General features: G+C 69.0%; 31 protein-coding genes. 10 read left to right on the forward strand and 21 right to left on the reverse strand.

Going from position 1 to position 24,277, the window contains the following annotated elements:
• Positions 1-4: 4 nt before the first annotated feature.
• The 4 genes from ABZ796_RS18425 to ABZ796_RS18440 are packed head-to-tail and all read right to left on the reverse strand — an operon-like array spanning position 5 to position 2,078.
• A complete protein-coding gene (locus tag ABZ796_RS18425) occupies positions 5-604 on the reverse strand; it encodes a DUF1349 domain-containing protein (RefSeq protein ID WP_357338829.1) in 600 nt (199 codons plus the stop codon).
• On the reverse strand, positions 601-999 hold the full coding sequence (locus tag ABZ796_RS18430; RefSeq protein WP_357338742.1) for a low affinity iron permease family protein: 399 nt from the start codon (positions 997-999) through the stop codon (positions 601-603). The genes ABZ796_RS18425 and ABZ796_RS18430 overlap by 4 nt, the downstream gene beginning before the upstream one ends.
• Before the next feature lie 28 nt (positions 1,000-1,027).
• Positions 1,028-1,357, reverse strand: coding sequence for an AzlD domain-containing protein (locus tag ABZ796_RS18435; protein WP_357338744.1), 330 nt, complete (start codon positions 1,355-1,357; stop codon positions 1,028-1,030).
• A complete protein-coding gene (locus ABZ796_RS18440) occupies positions 1,350-2,078 on the reverse strand; it encodes an AzlC family ABC transporter permease (protein ID WP_357338746.1) in 729 nt (242 codons plus the stop codon). The genes ABZ796_RS18435 and ABZ796_RS18440 overlap by 8 nt, the downstream gene beginning before the upstream one ends.
• 63 nt (positions 2,079-2,141) lie before the next feature.
• On the opposite strand from ABZ796_RS18440, the gene ABZ796_RS18445 reads away from it, so the two are divergent.
• Positions 2,142-2,594 carry an Lrp/AsnC family transcriptional regulator gene (locus tag ABZ796_RS18445; protein WP_357338748.1) on the forward strand — a complete coding sequence of 151 codons (453 nt, stop codon included), beginning with the start codon at positions 2,142-2,144 and terminating at the stop codon, positions 2,592-2,594.
• Between the two features lie 15 nt (positions 2,595-2,609).
• Here ABZ796_RS18445 and ABZ796_RS18450 read toward each other — a convergent pair whose 3' ends face one another.
• Positions 2,610-3,275, reverse strand: a complete 666-nt coding sequence (locus ABZ796_RS18450) for a TetR family transcriptional regulator (RefSeq protein WP_357338750.1) — start codon at positions 3,273-3,275, stop codon at positions 2,610-2,612.
• Positions 3,276-3,374: 99 nt separating this feature from the next.
• Between ABZ796_RS18450 and ABZ796_RS18455 the strand changes: the two genes are divergently transcribed.
• Complete coding sequence (locus ABZ796_RS18455; RefSeq protein ID WP_357338752.1) at positions 3,375-4,280, forward strand: SDR family NAD(P)-dependent oxidoreductase; 906 nt, start codon at positions 3,375-3,377, stop codon at positions 4,278-4,280.
• A 115-nt stretch (positions 4,281-4,395) separates the two neighbouring features.
• Here the strand turns inward: ABZ796_RS18455 and ABZ796_RS18460 are convergent, their stop codons facing one another.
• From ABZ796_RS18460 to ychF, 10 genes are all read right to left on the reverse strand, one after another.
• Complete coding sequence (locus tag ABZ796_RS18460) at positions 4,396-4,728, reverse strand: metalloregulator ArsR/SmtB family transcription factor (RefSeq protein WP_357338753.1); 333 nt, start codon at positions 4,726-4,728, stop codon at positions 4,396-4,398.
• Entirely contained in the window at positions 4,725-5,198 is a 474-nt protein-coding gene (locus tag ABZ796_RS18465; protein ID WP_357338754.1) for an SRPBCC domain-containing protein, read from the reverse strand. The genes ABZ796_RS18460 and ABZ796_RS18465 overlap by 4 nt, the downstream gene beginning before the upstream one ends.
• A 50-nt stretch (positions 5,199-5,248) precedes the next feature.
• Positions 5,249-6,418: an MFS transporter gene (locus ABZ796_RS18470; protein ID WP_357338755.1), complete on the reverse strand. Its 1,170-nt coding sequence runs from the start codon at positions 6,416-6,418 to the stop codon at positions 5,249-5,251.
• Between the two features lie 240 nt (positions 6,419-6,658).
• Positions 6,659-7,324: a hypothetical protein gene (locus ABZ796_RS18475; protein WP_357338756.1), complete on the reverse strand. Its 666-nt coding sequence runs from the start codon at positions 7,322-7,324 to the stop codon at positions 6,659-6,661.
• Between the two features lie 39 nt (positions 7,325-7,363).
• Positions 7,364-7,861 carry a hypothetical protein gene (locus ABZ796_RS18480; protein ID WP_357338757.1) on the reverse strand — a complete coding sequence of 166 codons (498 nt, stop codon included), beginning with the start codon at positions 7,859-7,861 and terminating at the stop codon, positions 7,364-7,366.
• Between the two features lie 101 nt (positions 7,862-7,962).
• A complete protein-coding gene (locus ABZ796_RS18485) occupies positions 7,963-8,421 on the reverse strand; it encodes an SRPBCC family protein (protein ID WP_357338758.1) in 459 nt (152 codons plus the stop codon).
• 115 nt (positions 8,422-8,536) lie between these two features.
• Positions 8,537-8,842: a HigA family addiction module antitoxin gene (locus tag ABZ796_RS18490; RefSeq protein ID WP_357338759.1), complete on the reverse strand. Its 306-nt coding sequence runs from the start codon at positions 8,840-8,842 to the stop codon at positions 8,537-8,539.
• A 15-nt stretch (positions 8,843-8,857) separates the two neighbouring features.
• Positions 8,858-9,139: a type II toxin-antitoxin system RelE/ParE family toxin gene (locus ABZ796_RS18495; RefSeq protein WP_357338760.1), complete on the reverse strand. Its 282-nt coding sequence runs from the start codon at positions 9,137-9,139 to the stop codon at positions 8,858-8,860.
• 98 nt (positions 9,140-9,237) lie between these two features.
• Positions 9,238-9,531: a DUF1330 domain-containing protein gene (locus ABZ796_RS18500; RefSeq protein ID WP_357338761.1), complete on the reverse strand. Its 294-nt coding sequence runs from the start codon at positions 9,529-9,531 to the stop codon at positions 9,238-9,240.
• A gap of 51 nt (positions 9,532-9,582) precedes the next feature.
• Positions 9,583-10,656 carry a redox-regulated ATPase YchF gene (ychF, locus tag ABZ796_RS18505; RefSeq protein WP_357338762.1) on the reverse strand — a complete coding sequence of 358 codons (1,074 nt, stop codon included), beginning with the start codon at positions 10,654-10,656 and terminating at the stop codon, positions 9,583-9,585.
• Positions 10,657-10,735: 79 nt separating this feature from the next.
• On the opposite strand from ychF, the gene ABZ796_RS18510 reads away from it, so the two are divergent.
• Genes ABZ796_RS18510 through ABZ796_RS18525 form a run of 4 tightly spaced genes read left to right on the forward strand, consistent with a single transcriptional unit; the run spans position 10,736 to position 14,657 of the window.
• On the forward strand, positions 10,736-12,064 hold the full coding sequence (locus ABZ796_RS18510) for a GH1 family beta-glucosidase (RefSeq protein ID WP_357338763.1): 1,329 nt from the start codon (positions 10,736-10,738) through the stop codon (positions 12,062-12,064).
• Positions 12,065-12,092: 28 nt separating this feature from the next.
• Positions 12,093-12,611, forward strand: coding sequence for a PH domain-containing protein (locus ABZ796_RS18515; protein WP_357338764.1), 519 nt, complete (start codon positions 12,093-12,095; stop codon positions 12,609-12,611).
• The gene (locus ABZ796_RS18520) at positions 12,608-14,209 is read left to right on the forward strand and encodes a PH domain-containing protein (protein WP_357338765.1); all 1,602 of its coding nucleotides are present in this window, start codon (positions 12,608-12,610) and stop codon (positions 14,207-14,209) included. Before ABZ796_RS18515 ends, ABZ796_RS18520 begins: the two co-directional genes overlap by 4 nt.
• 40 nt (positions 14,210-14,249) lie before the next feature.
• Positions 14,250-14,657, forward strand: a complete 408-nt coding sequence (locus ABZ796_RS18525) for a VOC family protein (protein ID WP_357338766.1) — start codon at positions 14,250-14,252, stop codon at positions 14,655-14,657.
• A gap of 3 nt (positions 14,658-14,660) precedes the next feature.
• On the opposite strand, the gene ABZ796_RS18530 is transcribed toward ABZ796_RS18525, so the two are convergent.
• Positions 14,661-15,713 (reverse strand): oxidoreductase, encoded by a 1,053-nt coding sequence (locus ABZ796_RS18530; protein ID WP_357338767.1) that lies wholly within the window; start codon positions 15,711-15,713, stop codon positions 14,661-14,663.
• Between the two features lie 161 nt (positions 15,714-15,874).
• On the opposite strand from ABZ796_RS18530, the gene ABZ796_RS18535 reads away from it, so the two are divergent.
• On the forward strand, positions 15,875-17,722 hold the full coding sequence (locus ABZ796_RS18535; RefSeq protein WP_357338768.1) for a glycoside hydrolase family 3 protein: 1,848 nt from the start codon (positions 15,875-15,877) through the stop codon (positions 17,720-17,722).
• Between the two features lie 59 nt (positions 17,723-17,781).
• On the opposite strand, the gene ABZ796_RS18540 is transcribed toward ABZ796_RS18535, so the two are convergent.
• The 4 genes from ABZ796_RS18540 to ABZ796_RS18555 all read right to left on the reverse strand — a co-directional run bounded on the left by ABZ796_RS18540 (position 17,782) and on the right by ABZ796_RS18555 (position 21,499).
• Entirely contained in the window at positions 17,782-18,585 is an 804-nt protein-coding gene (locus tag ABZ796_RS18540; protein ID WP_357338769.1) for a M57 family metalloprotease, read from the reverse strand.
• Positions 18,586-18,747: 162 nt separating this feature from the next.
• A complete protein-coding gene (locus tag ABZ796_RS18545; RefSeq protein WP_357338770.1) occupies positions 18,748-19,836 on the reverse strand; it encodes an ABC transporter substrate-binding protein in 1,089 nt (362 codons plus the stop codon).
• Positions 19,837-19,859: 23 nt separating this feature from the next.
• Positions 19,860-20,711, reverse strand: coding sequence for an ABC transporter permease (locus ABZ796_RS18550; protein ID WP_357338771.1), 852 nt, complete (start codon positions 20,709-20,711; stop codon positions 19,860-19,862).
• Positions 20,708-21,499, reverse strand: a complete 792-nt coding sequence (locus tag ABZ796_RS18555) for an ABC transporter ATP-binding protein (protein ID WP_357338772.1) — start codon at positions 21,497-21,499, stop codon at positions 20,708-20,710. The genes ABZ796_RS18550 and ABZ796_RS18555 overlap by 4 nt, the downstream gene beginning before the upstream one ends.
• A gap of 45 nt (positions 21,500-21,544) precedes the next feature.
• Here ABZ796_RS18555 and ABZ796_RS18560 point away from each other — a divergent pair, with 45 nt between their 5' ends.
• On the forward strand, positions 21,545-22,327 hold the full coding sequence (locus ABZ796_RS18560) for an exodeoxyribonuclease III (protein ID WP_357338773.1): 783 nt from the start codon (positions 21,545-21,547) through the stop codon (positions 22,325-22,327).
• A 6-nt stretch (positions 22,328-22,333) separates the two neighbouring features.
• Here ABZ796_RS18560 and ABZ796_RS18565 read toward each other — a convergent pair whose 3' ends face one another.
• Positions 22,334-22,660 (reverse strand): TfoX/Sxy family protein, encoded by a 327-nt coding sequence (locus ABZ796_RS18565; RefSeq protein ID WP_357338775.1) that lies wholly within the window; start codon positions 22,658-22,660, stop codon positions 22,334-22,336.
• A 75-nt stretch (positions 22,661-22,735) separates the two neighbouring features.
• Here ABZ796_RS18565 and ABZ796_RS18570 point away from each other — a divergent pair, with 75 nt between their 5' ends.
• On the forward strand, positions 22,736-23,827 hold the full coding sequence (locus tag ABZ796_RS18570; protein ID WP_357338777.1) for a DNA recombination protein RmuC: 1,092 nt from the start codon (positions 22,736-22,738) through the stop codon (positions 23,825-23,827).
• Between the two features lie 4 nt (positions 23,828-23,831).
• Positions 23,832-24,275, forward strand: a complete 444-nt coding sequence (locus ABZ796_RS18575; protein WP_357338779.1) for a DUF6542 domain-containing protein — start codon at positions 23,832-23,834, stop codon at positions 24,273-24,275.
• Positions 24,276-24,277: the final 2 nt, after the last annotated feature.

Here is a 24,277-nt window from a genome sequence, read left to right on the forward strand (position 1 = left end):
CCGATCAGTGCAGGGCGGCGTCGACCGAGGTCGTACGCCAGGCGTGGAAGGCGATCGTGAGCCCCGCCCGCGTGGGAGCGCAGGTGAACGGCCCGGCCTCGGCGACGAGGTCGGGCGCGAAGGGGACGAGCCGGACGAGCCGGAGGTCACCGCCGTCGACCCCAGCTCGGATGGTGAGCGCGTCACCGGATCGACTGACCCGCATGAGGACCCTCCGGTCGCGCCAGTCAGGCACCGGCGCCAGCGACCAGTCCGACCTGCCGTCGGTGACGACGGCACCGAGCTGCGGACGACCGTCGGCATACTCGACGCCTGCCTTGACCCAGTGCTTCTCGCTGACGCGTACGAAGATCCCGGCCTGGTCGAACTGCTGCGAGAAGGCGGCCGTGAACTCGACCTCGACCGCGGTGTCCTGCTCGAAGGGTGCCAGCAGGGCGTGCTCGCTGTCGTGGACGAACCCGTAGGAGGTCGTACGCCACGCATCGCTCCCCTCGACCGCGGTGACAAGGAGGTCAGAGCCGCGCTCGACGGCGGCAACCGGCGGATGGGTCCAGCGCCCGCTCCCCCAGCGGATCGAGGTCGCCGTTCGGCCGTCGGCGCTCAGTGCCGCTCCTCGAGCCCCACGGCCTCGCGCAGGATACGCACCGAGTCGGCAAGATCTTCGTCGTCGCGGGCCCGCGACGCCATGAGGTCGGAGAGAGCCGAGGCGATGACGTTGAGCTTCTCGTGGGCAGCCTCCTCGGAGCGCCGCCCCGCGTTCTGGAGCAGCACGAGCAACAGCAGCGAGAGGACCGAGGAGCCCGTGTGCAGGGCCAGCTCCCACTTGGTGGTCGAGGACCAGAAGGGGAGGCTCACCACCCACACCACCAGAACACACACGATCACATAGAAGAACGGAGCGTGACTGACCAACGAGGTGACCACCTCCACGAAGCGTTCGAATCCGTTCCGTCCGTCGCCCCTCTTGCGAGACTTCCTGGCCTTGTTCTCAACGGTCATGCGGACACGGTAGTCGTATCGACACCGCTCAGGTCGCCAGGATCGAGGTGATCACGACGTACGTGGCCGTGCCCGCGAAGATGCTCAGCGTCATGCTGCCTCGCCACAGGTGCAGCCCGATCGTGATCGCGAGAGCCAGGGCGGCCGGCCCGGCCGAGGTCAGCACGACGAGGTCGGTCTCGCGGAGCGTGTAGGCGGAAAGGATGACCATCACCCCGACCGGCATCCGGTCGCCGATGTAGGCCAGCAGCGCACTGTGCCGCAGCGGAGCGAGCATGGCGAACGGAGCCGCACGCAGGGTCCAGGTGACGGCCGCGGAGACGAGGACGGCAGACAGGACGTACCAGGGATCAGCCACGGCTGCTCCTGCGGGCGGCGAGGACGTACGAGCAGACCAGAGCGGCACAGAACATGCCCATCGCGATCAGCAGCATGTTGTCCCGCGAGATCAGCGCCGCCACGATCGCGCAGCCCAGGGCGAGAGCCGAGATCGGCACCGACCGACGGACCTTGTACGCCTCGATCCCCAGCACCACGAACAGCGCGGTGACGGCGAAGTCGAGGCCGACGACCTGCGGCGGGATCAGCGAGCCCAGCCCGGCACCGGCGGCCACGCAGAGCACCCACGCCAGATGAAAGAACGCCTGGATGCTGAGGATCCGCGTCCGCGACCACCCGGCCGCCTCCGGCGTCGCGGTGAGTGCGTACGCCTCGTCGGTCAGGGCGAAGGTGCTGTAGGCCTTCCATCCGCGGCCGTGCACCCGGTGCAGGGGGAACGAGATGGCGTAGAAGACGTGCCGGAAGTTCACCAGCAGCGTGCTGACCGCGATCTGCGCCAGCGGAGCGGCTGCGGCCAGGAGGCCGACCAGCAGGAACTCCATCGAGCCGGCGAACACGACCGCGCCGAACACCGGCGCCCACCACCAGGCGAGCCCCGACTGGACCACCAGCACACCGAGCGCGAGCGCCAGCGGGACCACGGCAACACACGCCGGGAGCACCGTCCGCCACCCGGCCGCGACCTCCTCACGGGCGCCCGCCGGCTCCCCGCACCCCGTCTCCATCTCCATGACCTGCATGCCGCAAGCCTAGGAAAGTTCAGCCGTCCATGGGTTGCTCACTGTCGATGCTAGAGTGCCGATGTGCGCAATGATCATGCGGTTGACGATCTGGATCGAGCAATCATTGCCGAGCTCGAGAATGACGCCCGGCTGAGCAACGCCGAGCTGGCTCGGCGGGTCGGGCTCACCCCCGCGCCGTGCCTGCGCCGGGTCCAGCGCCTGGAGGCCGACGGGGTGATCAGGGGCTATCGGGCCCGCATCGATCCGAAGAGCGGCGGACGCGGGTTCGAGGTCATCGTGGCCATCGACATCGCCGTCAACGACGGCAAGACCATCGAGGACTTCGAGACCGCCGCCGTCGCCATCCCGGAGGTCACCGAGATGCGCCGCATGCTCGGCCAGCCCGACTACTACCTGCGCGTCCAGGTCGCCGACCCCGAGGCGTACGAGGCGCTCATCCTCGGGACCATCTCCCGGCTGCCCGCGGTGAGCAGGCTGCTGTCGCACCAGACGATGCGGCTGCTCAAGGGCTGAGCAACTGCCGCGGGGTCAGGCGCGCGGCAGCACACCCACGAGGGCCGCGGCGCAAGAGGTCCGCAGGGTCTCGCGCAGGTCCAGCTGGAGCACACCCAGAGCGGGTTCGTCCGCATAGACGGCGCGCAGGCTCGGCGGCGGCGGGTCGTACGCCGCCAGGGCGCCCGCCGAGATCAGGCTCATCAGGCAGAACGTCTGGGCGCCGTCGCCGACCTCGGGCAGGTGACGACGCACGAGCTCGGCCATCGTCTCGAGCTTCGCATGCGAGGAGCGCTTGTGACGCTTGATGAGCTCGACGGAGACGTTGTGCTCGAGGACGCCGCCCTGCGCGCCGACGAGGTCGCAGAGCACCCTGCGCTCCGCCAGCGACCGGCTGAGGATCTCGGCCAGCTGGTCCGCCCGCACCTCCGGCGACGCCTGCGCGTCGATGCCGGTCCCCAGCTTCTCCGTCAGCTCGTCGAGCCAGCTCGCCAAGAAGTCGTCCAGCAGCTCGAGCAGCACCGCCTCGCGCGACTCGAAGTAGCGCAGGACGTTCGACTTCGCCAAGCCCACCCGACGGCTGAGCTCGTTGAGGCTCAGCTCGGCGACCGGCATCTCATCGAGCATCGACGCCGCGGTCTCCAGGATCGCCCGGCGGCGGATCTCGCGCTGCTCGTCGCTTCGCGCCCGTTGGAATGTCACCCGCCCAGACTAGCTTAAAGACCGCCGGTCCCTTGACATCAGACCATCGGTCTCTTAAGTTGGGCTCATAACAGACCGATGGTTCTTTAGGAGTGGACAATGAGCGAGACCTGGACCGAACAGCACATCCCCGACCAGCACGGCCGCGTGGCGGTCGTGACCGGCGCCAACACCGGCCTCGGCTTCGAGACCGCCCGAATGCTCGCCGAGCGCGGGGCGCACGTGGTCATGGCCGTACGCGACGTCGAGAAGGGCAAGCAGGCGGCGGCCCGCATCGATGGCGACGTCACCGTCCAGGTCCTCGACCTGGCCTCCCTGGACTCGATCCGATCCGCAGCGGCGGATCTGCGCGCCAGCCACCCGCGGATCGACCTTCTGATCAACAACGCCGGCGTGATGTACACGCCGAAGCAGACCACCGCCGACGGCTTCGAGATGCAGTTCGGCACCAACCACCTCGGCCACTTCGCCTTCACCGGCCTGCTGCTGGACCAGCTCCTCCCCGTCGCCGGATCCCGGGTCGTCACGGTCAGCAGCATCGGTCACCGCATCCGGGCCGACATCCACTTCGACGACCTGCAGTGGGAGCGCTCCTACAGCCGCGTCGCCGCGTACGGCCAGGCCAAGCTCGCCAACCTGATGTTCACCTACGAGCTACAGCGCCGGCTCGCGTCCCACGGCACCACGATCGCCGTGGCCGCCCACCCCGGCGGCTCCAACACCGAGCTCGCCCGCAACTCCCCTGCCGCCCTACGGGTGCCCTTCGCCCTGGTCGGGCCGCTGCTCGCCCAGTCGCCGGCGATGGGCGCCCTGCCCACCCTGCGCGCCGCCACCGACCCCGCCGTCATCGGCGGTCAGTACTACGGCCCCGACGGCCTCGGCGAGACCCGTGGCCACCCGAAGCTGGTCACCTCCAGCCCGGCCTCCTACGACCTGGCGACCCAGCAGCGCCTGTGGAATGTCTCCGAGGAGCTCACCGGTGTGCGGATCGACCTCGATCGCTGATCCGGCCGGCTCCGGGTTGCTCTCATCCGAGTCGGCTCCGACAACTCGGCCATAGGAGCCGACACTACGCGCCCCGAGCGCGCGCCGGAGGTCATGTCCTGCACCGTGTGATCCCTCAGAGGTTCTCGGCGATCTGCTTGATGGCAGCGAGGCGGCGATCCCACTCGATGCCGATGGCGTCGAGGCGCCGGGCCACGGTGCTGAGCCCGGCACCGACGACCCGATACCGGACCTCACGCCCGGCCTGGACGGTTTCCACGAGGCCGACCTCCTGCAGGACGGCGAGGTGCTTGGCGATGGCTTGCCGGGTGATGGGCAGCTTCCGGGAGAGGGCCGACGCCGAGGCGTCGCCCTCGCCGAGGGCGGCGAGGATGCTCCACCGGCTCTCGTCGCCCAGTGCGCTGCACATGTCGACCACGACCCGGTCCACGATGATGCCGTTGTTCATGAGCTCTGCTCGAGGAGGGCGACGAGCTTGTCGAGTTCCTCGTCCCAGCCGCCACGATGGTCTGCCATGAGCCCTGCAGGGTCGCTGGTGCGCTCGAAGCCCGTCTCGACGACGGTGAGCCGAGTGCCGCCGAGGGTCGACTCCAGGGTGAAGCGGAAGACCGTCGAACGCTGTTCATCGACCGTCTCCGGCAGCGGGCCCTCCTCGTTGCACCAGCGGTAGGAGACCTCCGTCGGAGGGTCGAAGGTGTCCACGCGGATCGGCACCCGGCGCTCACCCGGCCAGCCGATCGTGCCCACGGCTCCGACGCCGGAACCGGTGAGATCGATCTGACCGAACCACTGTGAGATCAGCCCGGGCTCGGTGACGGTTCTCCAGACCTTCTCCCTGGGCGCGTCGATATGGATCGTACGGCGCACGCTGAAGGTGCCGGCCTCGATCTCGGCCTGGGGGTTCTTCGTGTTCTTCATGATGGTTCCTTTCTCTCGGTACGTGGCAGTCACCGGCGGTCACCGGGCCGTCAGCGGATGGCGGCGGGTTCTGGTGCTCGTCCTGGCCGGGTCGAAGGTGCGGACACTGGGCTCAGGGAACGGCTGAGGATCGCGGCGACGACGGCGACGGCCGCGAGGACGGCGGCGACGAGGAGTGCTGCGGGGATGCCGCCGGCGGTGATCGCTCGCCCTCCGCCGAAGGCGCCGATCGCGTCTCCGAGATTCCCGGCGGACGCCGGCAGCGAGGCCGCTAGGATCGCTCCGGGCCCGGCGAGGTGTTCGACGCGATGCTGCCACGGGGTGGTGATGCCCGCACTGCACATGCCGAGGCCGAGCACCGCGAGAACCGCGACGACCGGGCTCGTACCCCACAGGACCAGCGCGACGAGTGCAGCCGATGTGCCGACCGTGCCGACAGTCAGGGCGCGGGCGGCACCGATGTCGGCGAACCCGCCACCGGCGAACGATCCGGCCGCGGCAGCGATGCCGTAGCCCAGCAGACAAGCTCCGATCCACGGCCCCGACACCCCGGCCACGTCGCTGAGGAACGGGACGAGGTAGGTCAGCGCCGCCGAGACGCCCGCGAACAGCAGCACGCCGACCGCAAGCACCGCGAGCACGCGGGGCGCAAAGGCGAGCCGCAGCTGGCCGAGCATTCCGACGTGGCTCTCGGCCGGCACCCGAGGCACCACCAGCACCGCGACCAGGAGCGCGGCAGCGGAGGCCAGGACGACGGCGAGGAACGATGCCCGCCAGCCGACGGCTTCACCGAGGAGCCGGCCCAGCGGCATCCCGACCGCGCCGGAGACGGCGAACCCGGAGATCACGACCGCCATCGCCCGACCGGCCCGTTCCGGCGGCACGATCGACGTCGCGGTGGTGATCGCGGCCGCGATGAACAGCCCCTCCACGGCGCCGATCACGACCCGGGCGGCGACGAAGAGGTCCAAGTCGGCGCCGAGCGCGGGAAGTAGGTTGAGCCCGGTGAACGTGGTGAACGCGGCCAGCAGCACCGGCCGCCGATCGAGGCGGGCGGTCAGGAACGTCAGCAGCGGACCACCGACCGCGATCCCGAGCGCGTTCGCCGACACGAGCACACCCACCGCCGAGACCGAAACGGCCAGGTCCGCGGCCATGAGGTCGAGCATGCCCATCACGAGCATCTCGGCGCACCCCATCACCAGCGCCCCCACGAACATAGCGACCAAGGTGATCGCGGCCGGGGAACGGCCTGTTGCCGAACGACTCTGTTGAGAGGACATCGACCCTCCTCGCGTATGCAACTCAACGGTTGCACTTAACCGTCGCACACCTCCCTGCCTATTGCAACCCCTGGGTTGCAATAGGCAGGAGTAAGCGCGTCCGAGCCATAGAGGTCCTGCTTTTCGAAGATCGAGAGCTCGATCGGTACGTGCCGTCGCGGCGGCTACGCGGCTCCGTCACTCGGGGCCGATGGAGTCGGACGCCTCGATCCGGTGTGCGTCCCGCACCGACACCGAACCGGCGTACCCCTCGATGAAGCCGATCACCACGTCGTACTCATCCCCCGCGGTCGAACGCAGGGTGAACGTCCAGGAGCTGTCGGCAGGGTGGTGCTCCTCTGCGCGGAGCGAGAGGCCCTCCGGGTCCACGGCGTACGCCGTCGCAGCCGCGTTCCGGGCGCGCTGGACCGCCGAGTCCCGCGAGGTCGGCGTCCACTCCGGTCGGCCGACCACCTCCATCACGTCGAGGAAGGCGCGGGTCACACCGTCGTACGAAGCCTCCGGGAGGGCCGTGGTCCGAGGCCCGGTGTCCACCAGCAGCCCGATCTCGAGAGCGCCCGGGCTGGCACCCCAGCTGGTGTGCCATCGGTGCTGGTGCAGCGAATAGTGCCGCCGTGCGTCGGCCCCTGCGTACAGGACAGGCTCCAGCGCGGCGAGGACTTCCCGCTCGTCGAGGACCTCCTCGTCTCCCCCGCCGTCCGGCTCCGGGACCGACAGGTCGAGCAGGTAGTGCCGATCCACCCGCTCGTCCGGGCTGGCCCGATAACCGACCTGGACCCGCACCGAGTCCACCCGGCCGAGCGTCAGCAGCGAACGCGAACCATCGACCGCACGGCTAGTCATCTCTCCAGACTTCTCCTGACGCCCGCCCGGGTCAAGCACCTACGTGCCGGTACGCCCGGACCGTGTGCCGAGCGCTTCGCGAAGCTGCTTCGACGCCGACCGTGGCGTCGCGCCCGCCCGCCAGATGAGGAAAAGCAGGTCCGCCCGCGGCCGGCCCACCTCGGTCCAGCTCGGTCCGAGTCCCGCCTGCTGGAGCGCGTCGATCAGGTCATCGTCGGCCGCCGTACGCGCTTCGGCCCAGGCCCGCGCGTACGCCTCATCGACCCGGTTCAAGGTCGCCTCGCTCTCCTCGATCGGAGGCGACGCGGCGGCCACGGGCCTGGTCTCCTCTCGGCGACGCAGGAACGCGATGAGGAAGTAGACCAGGGCACCGGCCCAGCAGAAGACCAGAACCATCACGATGTCGAGGACGTCCAGCCCAGTCATGCGTCCCCGGGCAGCGATGCTGCGACCGATCAGGACCAGCGCGACGATCGTCGGCGCGTACCACAGCGCCACGAGCGCGATGATCCACATCGCCTCGACGTCGCCAGCCATCGCAGCTCCACTCCGTCAGCCGAGACCTCGGCCGAGACTAGCCGCGGTTCATCGATCGCCGACTGCGAAAACGGAAACCCGTCGGGGCGAGCCCAGAGCTGTCAGGCCTCAGGACCGGCGAGGGCATCCACCAGCCATGCGTTCCGTCGCTCCAACAGCCTCGTCATGTACCGCGTCAGCACGAGGGCATTCACCAACCGCCCGACCGCCCGGGCAGGCGCTTCGAACTCCACGACGTCCGTCATCAACGTGCCCCCGGCGGCCGGCTCGAACCGGTGCTCGTGCCTCCACCGCCGGAACGGGCCGGACTGCTGCTCGTCCACGAACCGGTGCGGAGCGTCGTACTCGCTGATCACCGACGTCATCGTGATCGGGACCCCAAAGTGGCGTGCCTTCCAAGTCACCGAGTCCCTGAGACGCATCACCCCGGACGTAACGCCGGCGACGGCGCGCTCACCGGAGTGGGACATCGAAGACCGGTGGGCATCCGCGGACAGGCTGAGCTCGAAGCACCGTTTCGGCGTCGCCGATATCTGAGTGGCGAACTCGATTCGTGGCACCCTGATGATTCTAGGCAGCCCAGCTCAGGGGCCCATGGCGCAAAAGATCTCGGCCGCAGCCCGCCCACAGTGTCCAGGTCGCGTGCTTCCGCAAGTCGAACGACTCGGATCGGGTTCACGAAGCCTGACGGATCGGCTCGATCGCGTCGAGCTGGGCCTGCAACGCTCGTCGCTCGATACGGAGCTCGTAGTGGGCCTGTAGGTTCATCCAGAACTCCGCGGAGTTGCCGAAGTACCGGGAAAGCCGCACCGCCGTGTCTGCGGTGATGCCGCGCTTGCCGTGAACGATCTCATTGATCCGACGCGGCGACACGCCGATCGCAACCGCCAGCTTGTTCTGCGTGATCCCGAAACCCTGAATGAAGTCCTCCATCAGGATCTCTCCCGGGTGGATCGGCTCGATCAACTCGTCATCCCTCATCACAATGCCTCCTCGCTAGTGGTAGTCGATCAGCTCGACATCCTCTGCGCCACCGTTCTCCCACACGAAGCAGATCCGCCACTGGTCGTTGACCCGGATGCTGTGCTGCCCCTTGCGGTCACCCTTGAGCTGCTCGAGACGGTTGCCAGGTGGAATCCGGAGATCCTCGACGTCCGTCGCAGCGTGCAGCAATTCCAGTTTTCGAAGTGCCTTGCGTTGAAGGACCTTGTCGAAGGCCTTGACGTACTGCTCGCGCCAGATGCACTCGGTGTTCTTGTCCCCGAAAGACCTGATCACAGATGAAGTATATAACGCGGAACGTCAATAACGCTAGACGTTAAACCCGGAACTCTCTGCCATGGCGGTGGAGTCGTCGTAGGAGACGATCTCGCTCTTCAGTCGAGGCCTTCGACGATGCGGAAGTCGCGCTCGACGCCACCGGCGAGAGCGGCCAGCGCCTCCTGGTAGGCGGCGCTCTCGTGCGTCGCGACGGCCTGCTCGAAGCTGTCGAACTCGATCAGGACGGTGCGCTCGGCGATCCCGGCGTCGTACGCCACGACCCGGCTGCCCCGCGTGAGGACCCGACCGCCGCCTGCCTCGACGGCAGACGGGGCCAGCTTGCCGTAGGCAGCCAGCTTCTCGGGGTCCGAGATGCTGCGGTAGACGCTGACCCAGTAGCCCTTGGGCATGGAACCTCCAGTGTTGGAATGAGTGCGCGGGCGACCGCTCACGGCCGTCGCTCAGACGTTGAAGCGGAACTCCACCACGTCGCCGTCCGCCATGACGTAGTCCTTGCCCTCCATGCGTACCTTGCCGAGGTCGCGGGCCTTGGCGACGGAGCCGGCGGCGATGAGGTCGTCGTAGGAGACGATCTCGGCCTTGATGAAGCCCTTCTGGAAGTCGGTGTGGATGACACCGGCGGCCTCGGGGGCGGTGGCGCCCTTGGGGATCTCCCACGCGCGGACCTCCTTGGGACCGGCGGTGAGGTAGGTCTGCAGGCCGAGGGTGTCGAAGCCGACCCGGGCCAGGATGTCCAGGCCGGGCTCCTCGACGCCGGCGTCGGCCAGGAACTCGCGGGCCTCGTCCTCGTCGAGCTCGACCAGCTCGGACTCGAACTTGGCGTCCAGGAAGATCGCCTCGGCGGGGGCGACGAGCTCGCGCATCGAGTCCTTGAGCGCCTCGTCGGCGAGCTCGTCGGAGTCGCAGTTGAAGACGAAGATGTAGGGCTTGGCGGTGAGCAGCATCAGGTCGCGGATCAGCGCGCGGTCGATCTTGGTGGCGATGATCGGGGTGCCGGCCTCGAGAGCCTCCTTGGCCTCGACCGCGGCGGCGAGGTTCGCCTTGAGGTCGGGGGCCTTGCGCGACTCCTTCTCCAGCCTCGGGATCGCCTTCTCGACCGTCTCCAGGTCGGCCAGGATCAGCTCGGTCTGGATCGTGGAGATGTCGTTGGCGGGCTCGACCTTGCCGTCGACGTGGGTGACGTCGTCGTCACGGAAAACCCGGGTGACCTGGCAGATCGCGTCGGACTCGCGGATGTGGGAGAGGAACTTGTTGCCCAGGCCCTCACCCTGCGAGGCGCCGCGCACGATGCCGGCGATGTCGACGAACTGCACCGTGGCCGGCAGCAGCTTCTGGGACCCGTAGATCTTCGCCAGCTCGGCCAGCCGCTCGTCGGGGACCCCGACGACGCCGACGTTGGGCTCGATGGTGGCGAAGGGGTAGTTCGCCGCGAGTACGTCGTTCTTGGTCAGAGCGTTGAAGAGGGTCGACTTGCCCGCGTTGGGAAGTCCCACGATGCCGATGGTGAGTGCCACGATCGACAATCCTAGGGTTCTACGCCGACCACGGCCGAAACGCGGACGGGGCCGGGGCGGCCCGGGCAGACTCTGCGTTGTGAGCGAGCTTCCCGGCACCAGCCTCCCGACCGGCTTCCGCTTCGGCGCGAGCACCGCCGCCTACCAGATCGAGGGGGCCGCCGGCGAGGACGGACAAGGTCCCTCGGTGTGGGACGTCTTCTGCGCCGAGCCCGGGCGGATCGTCGACGGGAGCAGCGGCGAGGTGGCCTGCGATCACTATCACCGGCTCGACGAGGACCTCGCGCTGATGGCGCGGCTCGGGCTGGATGCGTACCGCTTCTCGATCTCCTGGTCACGGGTGCTGCCGAGCGGTGAGGGTGAGGTCAACCAGAAGGGCCTCGACTTCTACGACCGGCTCGTGGACGGCCTGCTCGCCCACGGCATCGCCCCGATGGCGACCCTGTTCCACTGGGACACCCCGCAGGCTCTGCAGGAGGCTCACGGAGGCTGGCTGAGCCGCACGACGGCCCAGAAGTTCGCAGAGTACGCAGCGGTGCTGGCCGATCGCCTCGCCGACCGCGTCGCCCACTGGTGCCCGGTGAACGAGCCGAACGTGGTGACCGTGCTCGGCCACGCGCTGGGCATCCATGCTCCCGGTCAGGCGCTGGTCTTCGACGCGCTGCCCGCCGGGCACCATCTGCTGCTCGGACACGGGCTGGCGGTCCAGGCGCTGCGCGCCGCGGGAGCGGGCAGCATCGGCACGGCCACGAACCACATGCCGGTCTGGCCCGCGACCTCCTCCGAGGAGGATCGGGCGACCGCCGGACTGCTCGACTCGCTGTGGAACCACTCGTTCGCGGACCCGGTGCTGCTCGGCCGCTATCCGGAGGATCTCGCCCCGCTGTTCCCGGTCCAGGACGGCGACCTGGAGGTGATCAGCGCACCGATCGACTTCTACGGTCTCAACTACTACAACCCGAGCGCGGCCGCCGCCGCGCCCGAGGGGTCTGCCAACCCGATCGAGCAGCCGCCGATCACCGGCTACCCCACCACCGACTTCGGCTGGCCGGTCGTCCCCGACGGTCTCCACGAGCTGCTGACCGCGCTGCACCAGCGCTATCCGGAGCACCCGCCGTTCGTGATCACCGAGAACGGCGCTTCCTACAACACCGCCCCCGGAGAGGGGGACGCGGACCGCATCGCCTACCTCGACCTCCACCTGCGCCAGGTGGAGGGAGCGGTCGCCGACGGCATCGACGTCACCGGCTACTACTGCTGGTCGCTGATGGACAACTTCGAGTGGGCCGAGGGCTACACCCAGCGGTTCGGGCTGGTGCACATCGACTACGACACCCTCGCGCGCACGCCGCGCGACTCGTTCGCGTGGTACGCATCCGTAATCGCCGATCACAAATGCCGACGGTAAAGACCGCGCACCCCATAGGCTCGCGCCCGTGAGCGACCCCGAGGCACCCCAGCGACTGCGCGAACCCGCACATCAGGTCTCCGAGCGAGCACCGGCCTACTGGCGTACGGCAGAGGCGATCGGCGCCGTGGTCTGGCTGGCCCTCGCGGTGGGTGCGATCGTGGCTGCGGTCCTCGTCCCGGAGGGCTTCTGGACCTGGATCCTCTGGCTCGTGGCCGTGGTCTTTATGCTGGCGCCGGTGCCGGGGCTGACCTTCGTGCCCTCGATCCGGTTCCGGATCCACCGGTGGGAGGTGACCGACATCGCCGTCCACGTACGCCATGGGTGGCTCACCGTGGTCGACGAGATCGTGCCGCTCTCCCGGGTGCAGACGGTCGACTCGACGCAGGGGCCGCTGATGCGGCAGTTCGGGCTGCGTACGGTCAAGGTCTCCACCGCCTCCTCGGCCGGCATCGTCCAGATCGCCTGCCTCGACGACGCGCTGGCGCTGGAGGTGGTCGCGAAGCTGGTGGCCATCACCGCCGCGACGCCCGAGGACGCGACGTGAGCACGCCCGAGCTCCCTGACGTTCCTGAGGTCCCTGAGGCCGCTGCCGCTCCTGCCGTTCCGGATGCGGAGTGGCAGCGGCTGGCCGGCTGGACCGCGGTCGTCAGCCCGCTCTCGACGCTGCGCCAGGCGATCATCCCGGCCGCGATCGGTGCCTTCACCGCTGGCCAGGCGAACGTGGTCATCGGTCTGCTGGTCGCGGCCGGCATCGCCGTGTTCGCGGCCCTGGCCGGGATGATCCCGTGGCTGACCACGACCTACCGGGTCACGCCCACGCACCTGGAGGTACGCAAGGGCCTGCTCAACCGCACCACCCTGACCGCCCGGCTCGACCGGGTGCGCAGCGTCGACCTGAGCTCGACCCTCATCCACCGCGCCCTCGGGGTCACCAAGGTCAACGTCGGGACCGGGGTCGACGAGGGCCAGATCACCCTCGACTCGCTGACCAAGGACGCGGCCGCGCGGCTGCGGCGCGAGCTGCTGCACGCCGCGCCGTCAGCACCTCCGGACGCCACGCCCGCAGAGGCCTCCGGGGGCGGCGTATCCGCGAACGAGGTCTCGACGAGCTCGACCACCGAGGGCGAGGTCGTGGCCAGGCTCGACTGGTCCTGGATCAGGTACGCCCCGCTCAACCTGCGGAACCTCGCGATCGCGCTGGGTGGTCTGGGCGCGGTCTTCGGCGCGTTCTCCGACCTGATCCCGTGGGAGTCGCTCGGCGTCCGGGTCACCAACGGCGAGATCAACGGTGTCCCGGTCGACGAGGTCGTCCACATGCTGTTCATCGCCGTGCCGATCGCGGTCGTCGGGGCGATGGCCGTATGGGCGATCGGGTCGTGTGTGGGCTACGCGGTGCGCTGGTGGGACCTCCAGGTCGTGCGGGAGCAGGGCCGGGAAGGCACCACGCTGCGACGCAGCTTCGGCCTGACCAGCACCCGCGCGACGACGGTGGAAGAGGCGAAGGTACGCGGCGCCACCTCCACCGTGGGCCCGCTGATCAGCCTGGCCGGCGGTGCCGACCTCAACCTGCTGACGACCGGGCTCGACGACAACTCCCCCGCGGTCCTGCCGACCGCGCCGGAGCAGGTCGTCTCCGAGGTCGGCACCGACATCCTCGGTGAGGACGCGTTCTCGGCGGCGCTCACCGGCCACGGGCCGCGGCCACGTCGGCGCTACTGGTTCCGAGCGGTCCTCGGCACCGTCATCTGGACGCTCGTCGCGCTCGTCCCGACCGTGCTGCTCGGCATCTTCGGCGACACCTGGATCTGGTGGATCCCGGTCGCCGTGATGCTGCTGGCCCTCGTCCTGGGGCTGCTCGGTGCCGAGCTGCGCCACCGGCACCTCGGCCATGCGCTCACCGACCGCTATCTGGTCGTCCGCTCAGGCTCCTACACCGCCGTGCGTACCGCGCTGCAGACCGACGGCATCATCGGCTGGCGGGTCAGGCAGACGTTCTTCGACCGCCGCATCGGCCTGGCCCAGGTCACCGCGATGACCGCGGCCGGCCAGGAGCACGTCGACATCCCGGACGTGCCGCTCGAGACGGCCGTCGCACTCACGGCGGCGGCCACGCCGCGTACGGTCTCGGAGTTCGTCGAATAACCCGTTCCCTTCGATCGAGGCTTCGGTAGATGATCCGCCCATGAGCATCCAGATCCGTCACCTCACCTTCGACTGCGCCGACCCCCGCAAGCTCGCGGAGTTCTGGTCGGCGGTCGCCGGCTGGCACCTCTTCTACGACGAGGACCCGGAGGTGATCGTTGCCCGCAGCTTCCCGTCGAAGGAGCTGATGTTCCTCTTCGTCCCGGTGCCCGAGGCGAAGACGGCGAAGAACCGGGTCCACATCGACATCAAGCCGGAGGACACCACCCGCGACGAGCTCGTCGAGCGAGCGCTCTCGCTCGGCGCCACCGTCTTCGGCGACCACCGCAAGGAGGACGGGACCGGTTTCGTCGCGCTCCGTGACCCCGAGGGCAACGAGTTCTGCATCGAGCGCGGTGAGCACGAGATGGCGCCGAGCGGCCCGATGACGATCGGGCTCACGATCTGACGCTCAGCGGCCGAGCACTCCGACCCGTCCGCCCGCACCGGCGGCCCAGCACGCGCCAGGGACGCAGTCGACGGTGTGGAAGCGGGTCTGGGTGGCGCCGAACGGCTTCCAGGACCGGCCGTTGTCGTGGCTGATGTCGCTGCCGTTGGGACCCACGGCGATCGCGGTACGGCCGCCGATCCAGGCGACCGCTTCGCGGTATCCGCCCAGGTCGGACTCAGAGTTGACCCAGGTGCGGCCGCCGTCGGTGGAGTAGGCGGCGCGGTCGACGCCGTCGTCCTCGAGACCGAAGTCGCCACCGACCGCGATCCCCTGGCGAGGGTTGCGGAAGCCGAGCCCGAAGACGCCGGCGGCCTCGCCGGTGGCAATCGTCGAGTCGGCCGACGACCAGGAGCGGCCGCCGTCGTGGGTGGCGTAGATCTTCGCTGCGGCACCCCCACCGCCGATCCAGGCGTCGCGCGCCCCGGCGGTGACCAGACAGGTCCCACTGGCCGAGTAGCCGAACTCGCCCGGCGCCTCGAGGCCACGCGTGTCCGCGATCCTCCAGGTGTCGCCGCCGTCGGAGGTCGTGATGATGCGCCACTCGCCGTCGACCGGGTCGCTCATCGCGATCCCGCGCTTGCCGCCGGGCCAGAAATCGACGCAGTTGTAGAACGCGGTCGGCTCCGCGGACCGGAACGTCTCGGTCCAGGTCACCCCGCCGTCGGTGGTCTTGTAGATCCGGCTCGCCTCGCCCTCACCGATGGAGAGCACCACCGCCTCGCTCGCCGAGCGTGCCTCGACGTCGCGGAAGAGCAGCCCGTCGGATCCAGGCGGCGAGACCTCGTCCCAGGTCGTGCCACCGTCGGTGGTACGGAACACTCCCCCGCCGTCCCCGCCGACCCACGCGGTCCTGGCATCGACGGCGTCCAGCGCCCGGAATCCCTGGGTCGTGTCGACGTTCACCGACGTCCAGTCGTACGCACCCCCTGGCTGCACAGCCTGCGCCGCCGGCGCGAACGTGAGGGTGGTGACAGCGAGAGTGGCCGCCGCTGCGGCTCCGACAACGATGCGCACGAAGGTTCACCCTGGCCCTGCCAGGGCGTTCTGTCCACCGATCCGGCGAAAATCGTCCGCCGGCGATTGCACGGACTCGGCAATTTTCTTCCGTGACCGGTTGGTAGCCCCTAAAGTGAATCGCCGTGCCGCACAGCAGCGGCGCAGATGGGGAGGTTGTCATGAGCAGAACGACACTGACCAGGCGCGGAAGGCTGGCGGCTGCGGGACTGGCCGCTGCGGTCGCGGTGGCGATGCCGTACGCAGCAACCCACGCCGCGGAACCCGACCGGCCCGCGGCCACCGCCGGCAAGAAGCCGTCCCAGCACGGCCAGATCGTCTCGCTGATGCGCCACATGTCGCTGCCGCAGAAGGTCGGCCAGCTCTTCGTGATCGAGGTCTACGGACGCGACGCCGACAACGTCAGCGACGCGGCGAAGGCCGGCAACCAGAAGCTCTACGGCGTGGACACCCCGGCGCAGGCGATCGCCAAGTACCAGCCCGGCGGGGTCATCTACTTCACCACCCGAGGCCCCGACAACATCGGTGACGCGGCTCAGGTGGCGACGCTCTCCAACGGTCTCCAGCGCGCCGCGCTGCGGCAGCGGCCCAAGATCCCGCTCAACATCGCGGTCGACCAAGAGGGCGGCGCGCTCGTGGCCCGCTTCGGTCCGGCCAGCGGCGCGACCCAGATGCCGGGCCAGATGGCGCTGGGCGCCGATGGCTCGACCGTGGACGCGGCCCGGTCCGCCGAGGTGATCGGCACCGAGCTGGCCGCCGTCGGTGTCACCCAGGACTACGCGCCCGTCGCCGACGTCAACCTCAACCCCAACAACCCGGTCATCGGCATCCGCAGCGCCGGGGCCGACTCCGACGCGGTCTCCGACATCGTCGCCGCCGAGGTCGGCGGCTTCGACGCCGGCGGCCTCTCCTCGATCGCCAAGCACTTCCCCGGCCACGGCGACACCGGCACTGACAGCCACTACGGCCTGCCCGAGGTGACCCACAGCCGCGAAGAGCTCGAGTCGATCGACCTGCCGCCCTTCGAGGCCGCGATCGACGCCGGGATCGACGCGATCATGACCGCTCACGTGACCGTGCCCGCGATCGACCCGAGCGGCGAGCCGGCGACCATGTCGGAGCCGATCCTGACCGGTCTGCTCCGCGAGGAGATGGGCTTCGACGGCCTGATCGTGACCGACGCCCTCGACATGCAGGGCGCGAGCGCGACGTACCCGCCCGACGTCGCGCCGGTCGAGGCGTTCCTCGCCGGTGCCGACCAGCTGCTCATCCCGCCGCAGATGGACACGGCGTACGCCGCGGTCCTCGACGCGGTCAAGGACGGCACCATCTCGCGCAAGCGGCTCGACGAGTCGGTCTACCGGATCCTGAAGCACAAGCTCGACAACGAGATCTTCGAGAGCCCGTACGTCAACGCGGCTGCCGCTCCGGCGGTCTTCGGCGACCCGGCGCACAAGGCCGATGCCCAGGCCATCTCCGACCGCACCACGACCCTGGTGAAGAACGACGACGACCTGCTGCCGCTGGCGCCCGGACCGAAGGACGTCCTGGTCGCGGGCTGGGGCGTGGACACGACCGCGGGCATCGCGGCCGGGTTCCAGAAGCGCGGCGCGACGACCCAGGTGCTGCAGTCGGGCACCACCCCGACCGACGCGCAGATCGACGCCGCCGTCGAGGCGGCCGCGGGCAAGGATCTGGTCGTGGTGCCGACCAACAACGCCTGGCAGATCAACCCGGCGACGGGCCAGCCGACCCCGGCGTCCGTGGCCCAGACCAAGCTGGTCAAGGCACTGCTTGCCACCGACACCCCGGTGGTCGTGGCGGCGATGCGCAACCCCTACGACGTCACGTCGTTCCCCGAGGCCGCGACGGTTCTCGACACCTACGGCTACACCTCCCACCAGCTGGAGTCGCTGGTGCGGGTGCTCCATGGCGAGGTCGACCCGAGCGGCAAGCTCCCGGTGGAGATCCCGGACCTCTTCCCGCTCGGGCACGGGCTGTCGTACTAGCAGACACATGAAGGGCGGCCCTCCCGAGACCGGGAGGGCCGCCCTGGTGCTGTTTGTGATCAGGAGCCGTACAGCGCCCGGACCCCGGTTGCGTCGGAGGCCTGGAACTCCAGGTCGGAGGAGCCGCCGTTGCACTGCGGGTAGTGCATGATCGAGGAGGAGTCGTACGGGGTCAGCGCACGCCAGTTGTTGTCCTCGAAGCAGGTCGCGGCCTCCGGGCGGGTGTGCTCGTGGCGGAAGCCGAGGGTGTGACCGAGCTCGTGACCGAGGATGTCACCCGGCTCCCAGCTGCCCGAGGAGAAGATCGAGTCGTCGATGAGCACGTTGCGCGAGCGCTTCGAGGTGGAGGGGAAGAACGCCCGCGCGATGTACTGCGAGGTGTTCACCGGCTCGACCGAGAAGAGCACGTTGGAGTTGCGGGTGGTGCACGAGGCGTCCTGGGCGGGCACGTAGGTGAACTCGACCGCCGAGCTCGCCGCCTCCCACAGCCCCGCACCCTGCTCCATCGCAGTGACGATGCCGGCCTTGTTGCTGCCGAACTTGTCCGAGACGCAGTAGGTCAGGTTGAGCGCCTGGGAGGCCGACCACTTGTCGTCCTTGCCGCTGACGGTGTTGACGATGAGGCCGTCCTCCGGGACGTGCTTCGGCGTCGAGACCATCGAGCTGTAGAACCTGTGCAGGTCACCCTGGTTGGACACGACCTCGTCGCCGTTGACGACGTACTGACCGTCGACGTCGACGTACGTGGACGCCTCGAACTCCTGGTAGCTCGGGGCCTCCTCGGCGAATGCGGGAACCATCGACGCAGTCAGCGCCGCGGCACCCGCAGCCGCGGCGATCATCATGGGAATACGAACTCGCATAGCTCTTCCTCCTGGATTCGTGAACGGCCGCCGGCGATGGACGCCGGCAGCCACAGGAGATTCAAGCGCTGCGACCCGGAACGGACTATAGAAACTTCGGTCAAATTGCCTTGGAACAGGCAAAGCTTTCGAGATCAATCCCTACGTTTGCCAGCTGAGGCATCACGGAGCGGGCCAGATCACCTTGTCGCTGTCGTCGACGACGGCCTCGGCGAAGGACGTGTCGAACCACGAGGCGGCCTGCTCGGGCGTGACCTTCTGCCCTGCGTACGCCGTCACGACCCCGGCCAGCGCCGCGACGTTGTCGGGGTCGACCGAGCCGAACCTGCCCGGGAGCGGGTTGTCGGAGGCGACCTTCACCTCGGTGCGCCAGATCGCGGTCTCGTGCTTCTTGTCGGACTCGGCACCGGCGAGGTCGTGCTGGTAGTCGATGCACTCCTCGACGTGGTCAGAGGCGGCGCAGTAGGTGTAGGCCCTGAAGACGGCGCGCAGGAAGTCCTGGACAGCGGTCGGGTGCTTCTTCGCCCATGCGGGGTTGACGGAGAAGGCGCCGAGGGAGCCCGGCACGTCGAAGTCGGTCGGCTCCCAGACGGTGACCTTCTCGCCGGCCGCCTTCAGCTGGTTGGGCTCGTTGGAGACGAAGCCGACCAGCGCGTCGACCTGGCCGCGCGGCAGGATGCCGGGGTCGTAGCCGACCTTGACCTGCTTCACCTTCGCCATGTCCACCCCGGCCTCGGCGAGCATCGCCTGCACGCCGACAGGCACCCAGCCCTTGTGACCGAGGGTCTTGCCCTCGAGCTGCTTCAGGTCGGTGATGTCGGTGCCGGTCATGAGCACGTCGAGGCCGGCGTTGGAGTAGGAGGAGACGCCGAGCACCTTCAGGCCGCTCGCGTTGGAGGTCATGATGTCCTGCTCCGAGAGCGGACCGACCTGGACCTTGCCGGCAGCGATCAGCTTGGCGTTCTGGGAGACGTCGCCCGATCCCGGCTGGAGCTCGACGTCGAGGCAGAGATCATCGAAGTAGCCCAGCCGATCAGCGGCGATGGCCTCCATGATCGAGGCCGACGCCTGCCAGTAGTAGCCCGACATGTAGGTGATCTTCCCGGCCTGCTGGTTCTGTTCGCAGCGCTCGGCCGAGACCGCGCTGCCCGTCTCGCCGGCGGAGTTCTGCGAGGACCCGCAGGCGGTCAGCGCACCGAGCAGGACGACCGCCGATGTGAGAGCAGCGGCGAGCGGGCGTACGCGAGACATGAAGGGCTCCTTCAACGCAAGGATCAGGACTCGTGCCAGTGGAGCACTCGACGCTCGGCGAGCGTCACGAGCCAGAACAGCAACGACCCGAGCGCCGCGAGGACGAAGATCGCTGCCCACACCGTAGCCAGTCTGTTCTGCGAGCTGGCCACCTGGATCACGCTGCCGAGGCCGTCGGCCGACCCCGCGGCGGAGAGCTCGGCCACGACGGCGCCGATCATCGACAGCGGGAAGACGATCCGCAGGGACGCGAAGACGTAGGGCAGCGAGGCCGGCACCCGCAGGTGGCGCAGCACCTCCAGCCGGCTCGCGGCCACGGTGCGGTAGACCTGCAGCACCGGCGACGGCACCGCCCGCAGCCCGGTCGCCACGTTGATCAGGATCGGGAAGAAGCAGACCAGCGCGGTCAGGACGACCTTCGGCCCCATCCCGAACCCGAGCGCGACCACGAGCAGCGGCGCGATCGCCACCAGCGGCGTCACCGAGAGCACGACGGCCACCGGCATCACCGCACGCCGCACCACCCCGACCTCGCTCACCACGACCGCGAGCGCGAAGGCGGCGACGAACCCGATCCCGAGCCCAACCAGCGCTTCGCCGAGCGTGACCAGGGTGTTGGTCAGGAAGTAGCCCGGGTCCTCGCGCAGCACGCTCACGATGTCGCTGAGCGGCGCGAACAGGTAGGGCATCCGCCGCGCGCCCAGCTCCCAGGCGAACCCGAGCACCGCGACGAGGAGGACGAACGGCAGCCAGTAGGCCGGGCGGAGCAGCCGAGTGCGGCGGCGCAGGCGGCGCGCGGCGAGCTGCTCGAGGGTGGGCACGACCAGATGTGGCCGCTGCCGAGGGGCCGGCTGCGTACCGGGGTCCAGGGTCACGAGACGACCTCTCCGTGACTGAAGGCGTCCCGCAGGCTGCCGCGGAGGGCGAGCTCGTAGGCATGGAACTCCGGCGAGGTGAGGAGCTCCTGGTGGCGGGGGCGGGGCAGGTCGATGTCGATGACATCGGTGATCCGGCCCGGACGCGGAGCCATCACCACGACCTTGTCCGAGAGCCTGACCGCCTCGGAGATCGAGTGGGTGACGAAGACGACCGTCGCGCGGGTCTGCTCCCACAGCTCCAGCAGCTGCTCCTGGAGCGCCTCGCGGGTGAACTCATCGAGCGCACCGAAGGGCTCATCGAGAAGGAGTACGTCGGGGCGCAGCCCGAAGGCGCGTACGATCGCGGTCCGCTGCTTCATGCCGCCCGAGAGCTCGGCGGGGAGCTTGTGGAGCGACTCCCCCAGGCCGACCTCGCGCAGCATCGCCTCGAGGTCGGGGCGGCCTCGGTCGCTGCGGCGATTCACCTTGTGCGGCAGCGTCACGTTGCCGAGCACGCTCAGCCAGGGCAGCAGGGCCGGGGACTGCGGTACGAACCCGAAGGCCTTCGCCTCGGCGGCCTCCTTCGGGGTCAGGCCGCACACGGTGATCGTGCCTGCCTCCGGCTTCTCCTGCCCGCTGATCAGCCGCAACAGCGTCGACTTGCCGCACCCCGAGGGCCCGATGATGCTCACGAACGTGCCGGGCTCGATGGTCAGGTCGATGTCGTCGAGGGCGATCAGCTCGGAGAGGTCGGCCTGCTCATAGAGACGCCGGACCCCGTGCATCTCGATCGTCGCGCTGCCCACGCCTCAAACGGTAGTCCACAGCCGGTCCCGGATAGTCTGACGGGCGTGCGTATCGCCACCTGGAACATCAACTCCATCCGCTCCCGCATCGACCGCGTCGAGGCCTTCCTCGAACGACACTCGATCGACGTGCTCGCCCTGCAGGAGACCAAGGCCAAGCCCGACCAGATCCCGACGATGGGCCTGGAGGCCCGTGGCTACGAGATCGCCTCGGTGGGCTACGACCAGTGGAACGGCGTCGCGCTGCTCTCCCGGGTCGGGTTGTCCGACATCGAGGTCGGGTTCGAGGGGATGCCGTCGTTCAAGGACGTGGCGGAGGCTCGGGCGCTCTCGGCGACATGCGGCGGCGTACGTGTCACCTCGGTCTACGTCCCGAACGGCCGCAAGCCCGACGACCCGCACTACGCCTACAAGCTGGAGTGGCTGGCCGCGCTGCAGAAGGCCGCGACGGCCTGGCACGACGGACCCTCGACGATGGTCGGCGACTGGAACGTGTGCCCGTTCGACGAGGACTGCTTCGACCCCAAGCAGTTCGTCGGCAAGACCCACCTCACTCCTGCCGAGCGCGACGCCTTCTTCGCCATCGAGAAGGACTTCAAGGACGTCGTACGCCCCTTCGTGCCGGGTCCGGAGGCCTACACCTACTTCGACTACTACCGGCAGCGCTTCGAGCGCAACCGCGGCCTGCGCATCGACTTCGTCCTCGGCTCACCCTCGTTCGCCTCGCGGGTGACCGGCGCGTTCGTCGACCTCGACGAGCGCAACCCCGCCATCGGCACCGGCGCGCCCTCCGACCACGCCCCGGTGATCGTCGATCTCGCCGACTGAGGCCAGCTACTTCGCTGGCTTCGGCGGCAGTGACTCGGCCGTGGCGACGCCGCGCCTGATCCAGTCGGCGAGCGCATCGCCGTTGAGCAGGTCGGCGGCGACGTTGACGTAGCCGGACATCGTCCGGGCACCCATGATCATCGGCTCGGCACCCGCCGCGATGGCGGCCTCGTAGGCCGACTTTCCGGTGCGTACGAGCAGGTCGTCGGCGCCGACCGCGCACGCCATGTTGCCGTTCACCATGAACGCCAGCCCACCGAACATCTTCACCTCGGTGGCACCGGCGGGCATCAGGTCCCGCACCCGTTCGGCCAGTTCGACGTTGTAGGCCATGTCTCCATGGAACCACGAACGGCTGCGCGTGCCCATCCGAACAAATTGTCGGTGGTCCCTGCGAGGATCGATGTCATGGAGATCTGGATCCTCGTGCTCGGACTGGTGATCGGTCTTGCCCTGGGCGTCGTGCTCGGGGCGCTGTGGGCGCGGGCCCGGAGCGTCGGGACGGTCGCGGCGGGGATGGTGGACCAGGCCGAGGTGATGCAGGGGCTCGACCGGCTCAGCGACCAGATGCAGCATCTCGACCGGGAGCGGGCCCGCTGGCAGGGGCAGTTCGAGACCGAGGTCGGGCGGCTGCAGACCGAGACCCGGTCACTGTCGACGGCGCTGCGGAAACCCCAGGTCAGAGGCCGTTGGGGCGAGATGCACCTGCGCCGTGCGGTGGAGCTCGCCGGGCTGGTGGACAAGTGCGACTTCTCCGAGCAGGTCCATCTCGAGGACGGGCGGCTGCGCCCCGACCTGGTCGTGCACCTGTCCGGCAACAAGGAGCTGGTCGTCGACTCCAAGGTCCCGCTGGACGCCTACCTCGACGCCGCGGCCGCGGACAACGAGGACGACTACCGCGCTCATCTGCGCCGGCACAGCGCCCAACTGCGTACGCATGTGGACCAGCTGGCCTCGAAGTCCTACTGGCGCTTCCTGGAGGAGTCACCCGAGTTCGTGGTGCTCTTCGTGCCGGCGGAGTCGTTCCTCTCCGCGGCCCTGGAGACCGAGCCCGGCCTGATCGAGTACGCCGCGGAGCGCCGCGTCGTGCTGGCCTCACCGACGACACTGATCGCCCTGTTGCGCACGGTGGCGCACGGTTGGTCCCACGAGGCGCTCGCCGAGCAGGCCCGGGAGATCCACCGGCTCGGCCGCGACCTGCACCAGCGGCTCTCCACGATGTCGACCCACCTGGACGGGATCGGGCGCTCCCTCAACACCGCGGTGACCCGGTACAACCAGGCGATCGGATCTCTCGACAATCGGGTCCTGGTGGCCGCGCGTCGTTTCAATGAATTATCGGTAACCGATGATGTACTCGAGACGCCGCGTCCGGTGGAGATACGCGCCGTTGAGCGGCTGAGCAGCGTAAGGGAGGATGATCGGCGCGCCGCCGAGAATGACGGTGTGCCGGGCCCTACCGTGGGTTCTGATACACAGGCTGCATACGAGAGATCGTGACCCCATGAGTCAGCGCACCATCTGGGAGGAAGGACGCGAGTCCGGCCGCCATGTTGTCGCGCTCGGATCCGCCACGTCGCTCACGGTGACCTTCGTCGATCTTCTCATCGACGATCAGATCGGCCTGCTCTTCGACTTCACCTTCGTGGCGATCGCGCTGACGCTCGCGCTGATCGTCAGACCCAGCGACTTCTTCGTGGTCGGCGTGCTCCCGCCGCTGATCATGCTCGGCATCTTCATCTTGCTCGCCGCGACCCAGCCCGGGTCGATCGCCGACGCGGAGGACGGCTTCGTCCAAGCCGTGGTCAGCGGCCTCGGACACCACGCGATCAGCCTGTTCATCGGCTACGCGGGATGCCTGGGCTGCCTGGTGATGCGCCGCCGGGTGCTACGACAGCGCAGCGAGAGCCGCGACGAGGTCGAGCGCGAGCGCGCGCTGGCCTCCTGATC

The sequence above is a fragment of the Nocardioides sp. NPDC047086 genome (assembly GCF_040643685.1).
Lineage (GTDB): Bacteria > Actinomycetota > Actinomycetes > Propionibacteriales > Nocardioidaceae > Nocardioides.

Excerpts from the sequence above, each read along its gene's own strand:
- ABZ796_RS18465 (WP_357338754.1), bottom strand. The coding sequence starts at position 5,198 with ATGAAGAACACGAAGAACCCCCAGGCCGAGATCGAGGCCGGCACCTTC.
- ABZ796_RS18535 (WP_357338768.1), top strand. The coding sequence starts at position 15,875 with ATGAGCAGAACGACACTGACCAGGCGCGGAAGGCTGGCGGCTGCGGGA.
- ABZ796_RS18575 (WP_357338779.1), top strand. The coding sequence starts at position 23,832 with ATGAGTCAGCGCACCATCTGGGAGGAAGGACGCGAGTCCGGCCGCCAT.
- ABZ796_RS18500 (WP_357338761.1), bottom strand. The coding sequence starts at position 9,531 with ATGCCCAAGGGCTACTGGGTCAGCGTCTACCGCAGCATCTCGGACCCC.
- ABZ796_RS18455 (WP_357338752.1), top strand. The coding sequence starts at position 3,375 with ATGAGCGAGACCTGGACCGAACAGCACATCCCCGACCAGCACGGCCGC.
- ABZ796_RS18525 (WP_357338766.1), top strand. The coding sequence starts at position 14,250 with ATGAGCATCCAGATCCGTCACCTCACCTTCGACTGCGCCGACCCCCGC.
- ABZ796_RS18480 (WP_357338757.1), bottom strand. The coding sequence starts at position 7,861 with ATGGCTGGCGACGTCGAGGCGATGTGGATCATCGCGCTCGTGGCGCTG.
- ABZ796_RS18440 (WP_357338746.1), bottom strand. The coding sequence starts at position 2,078 with ATGCAGGTCATGGAGATGGAGACGGGGTGCGGGGAGCCGGCGGGCGCC.
- ABZ796_RS18570 (WP_357338777.1), top strand. The coding sequence starts at position 22,736 with ATGGAGATCTGGATCCTCGTGCTCGGACTGGTGATCGGTCTTGCCCTG.
- ABZ796_RS18490 (WP_357338759.1), bottom strand. The coding sequence starts at position 8,842 with ATGAGGGATGACGAGTTGATCGAGCCGATCCACCCGGGAGAGATCCTG.
- ABZ796_RS18545 (WP_357338770.1), bottom strand. The coding sequence starts at position 19,836 with ATGTCTCGCGTACGCCCGCTCGCCGCTGCTCTCACATCGGCGGTCGTC.
- ABZ796_RS18430 (WP_357338742.1), bottom strand. The coding sequence starts at position 999 with ATGACCGTTGAGAACAAGGCCAGGAAGTCTCGCAAGAGGGGCGACGGA.
- ABZ796_RS18470 (WP_357338755.1), bottom strand. The coding sequence starts at position 6,418 with ATGTTCGTGGGGGCGCTGGTGATGGGGTGCGCCGAGATGCTCGTGATG.
- ABZ796_RS18565 (WP_357338775.1), bottom strand. The coding sequence starts at position 22,660 with ATGGCCTACAACGTCGAACTGGCCGAACGGGTGCGGGACCTGATGCCC.
- ABZ796_RS18475 (WP_357338756.1), bottom strand. The coding sequence starts at position 7,324 with ATGACTAGCCGTGCGGTCGATGGTTCGCGTTCGCTGCTGACGCTCGGC.
- ABZ796_RS18460 (WP_357338753.1), bottom strand. The coding sequence starts at position 4,728 with ATGAACAACGGCATCATCGTGGACCGGGTCGTGGTCGACATGTGCAGC.
- ABZ796_RS18540 (WP_357338769.1), bottom strand. The coding sequence starts at position 18,585 with ATGCGAGTTCGTATTCCCATGATGATCGCCGCGGCTGCGGGTGCCGCG.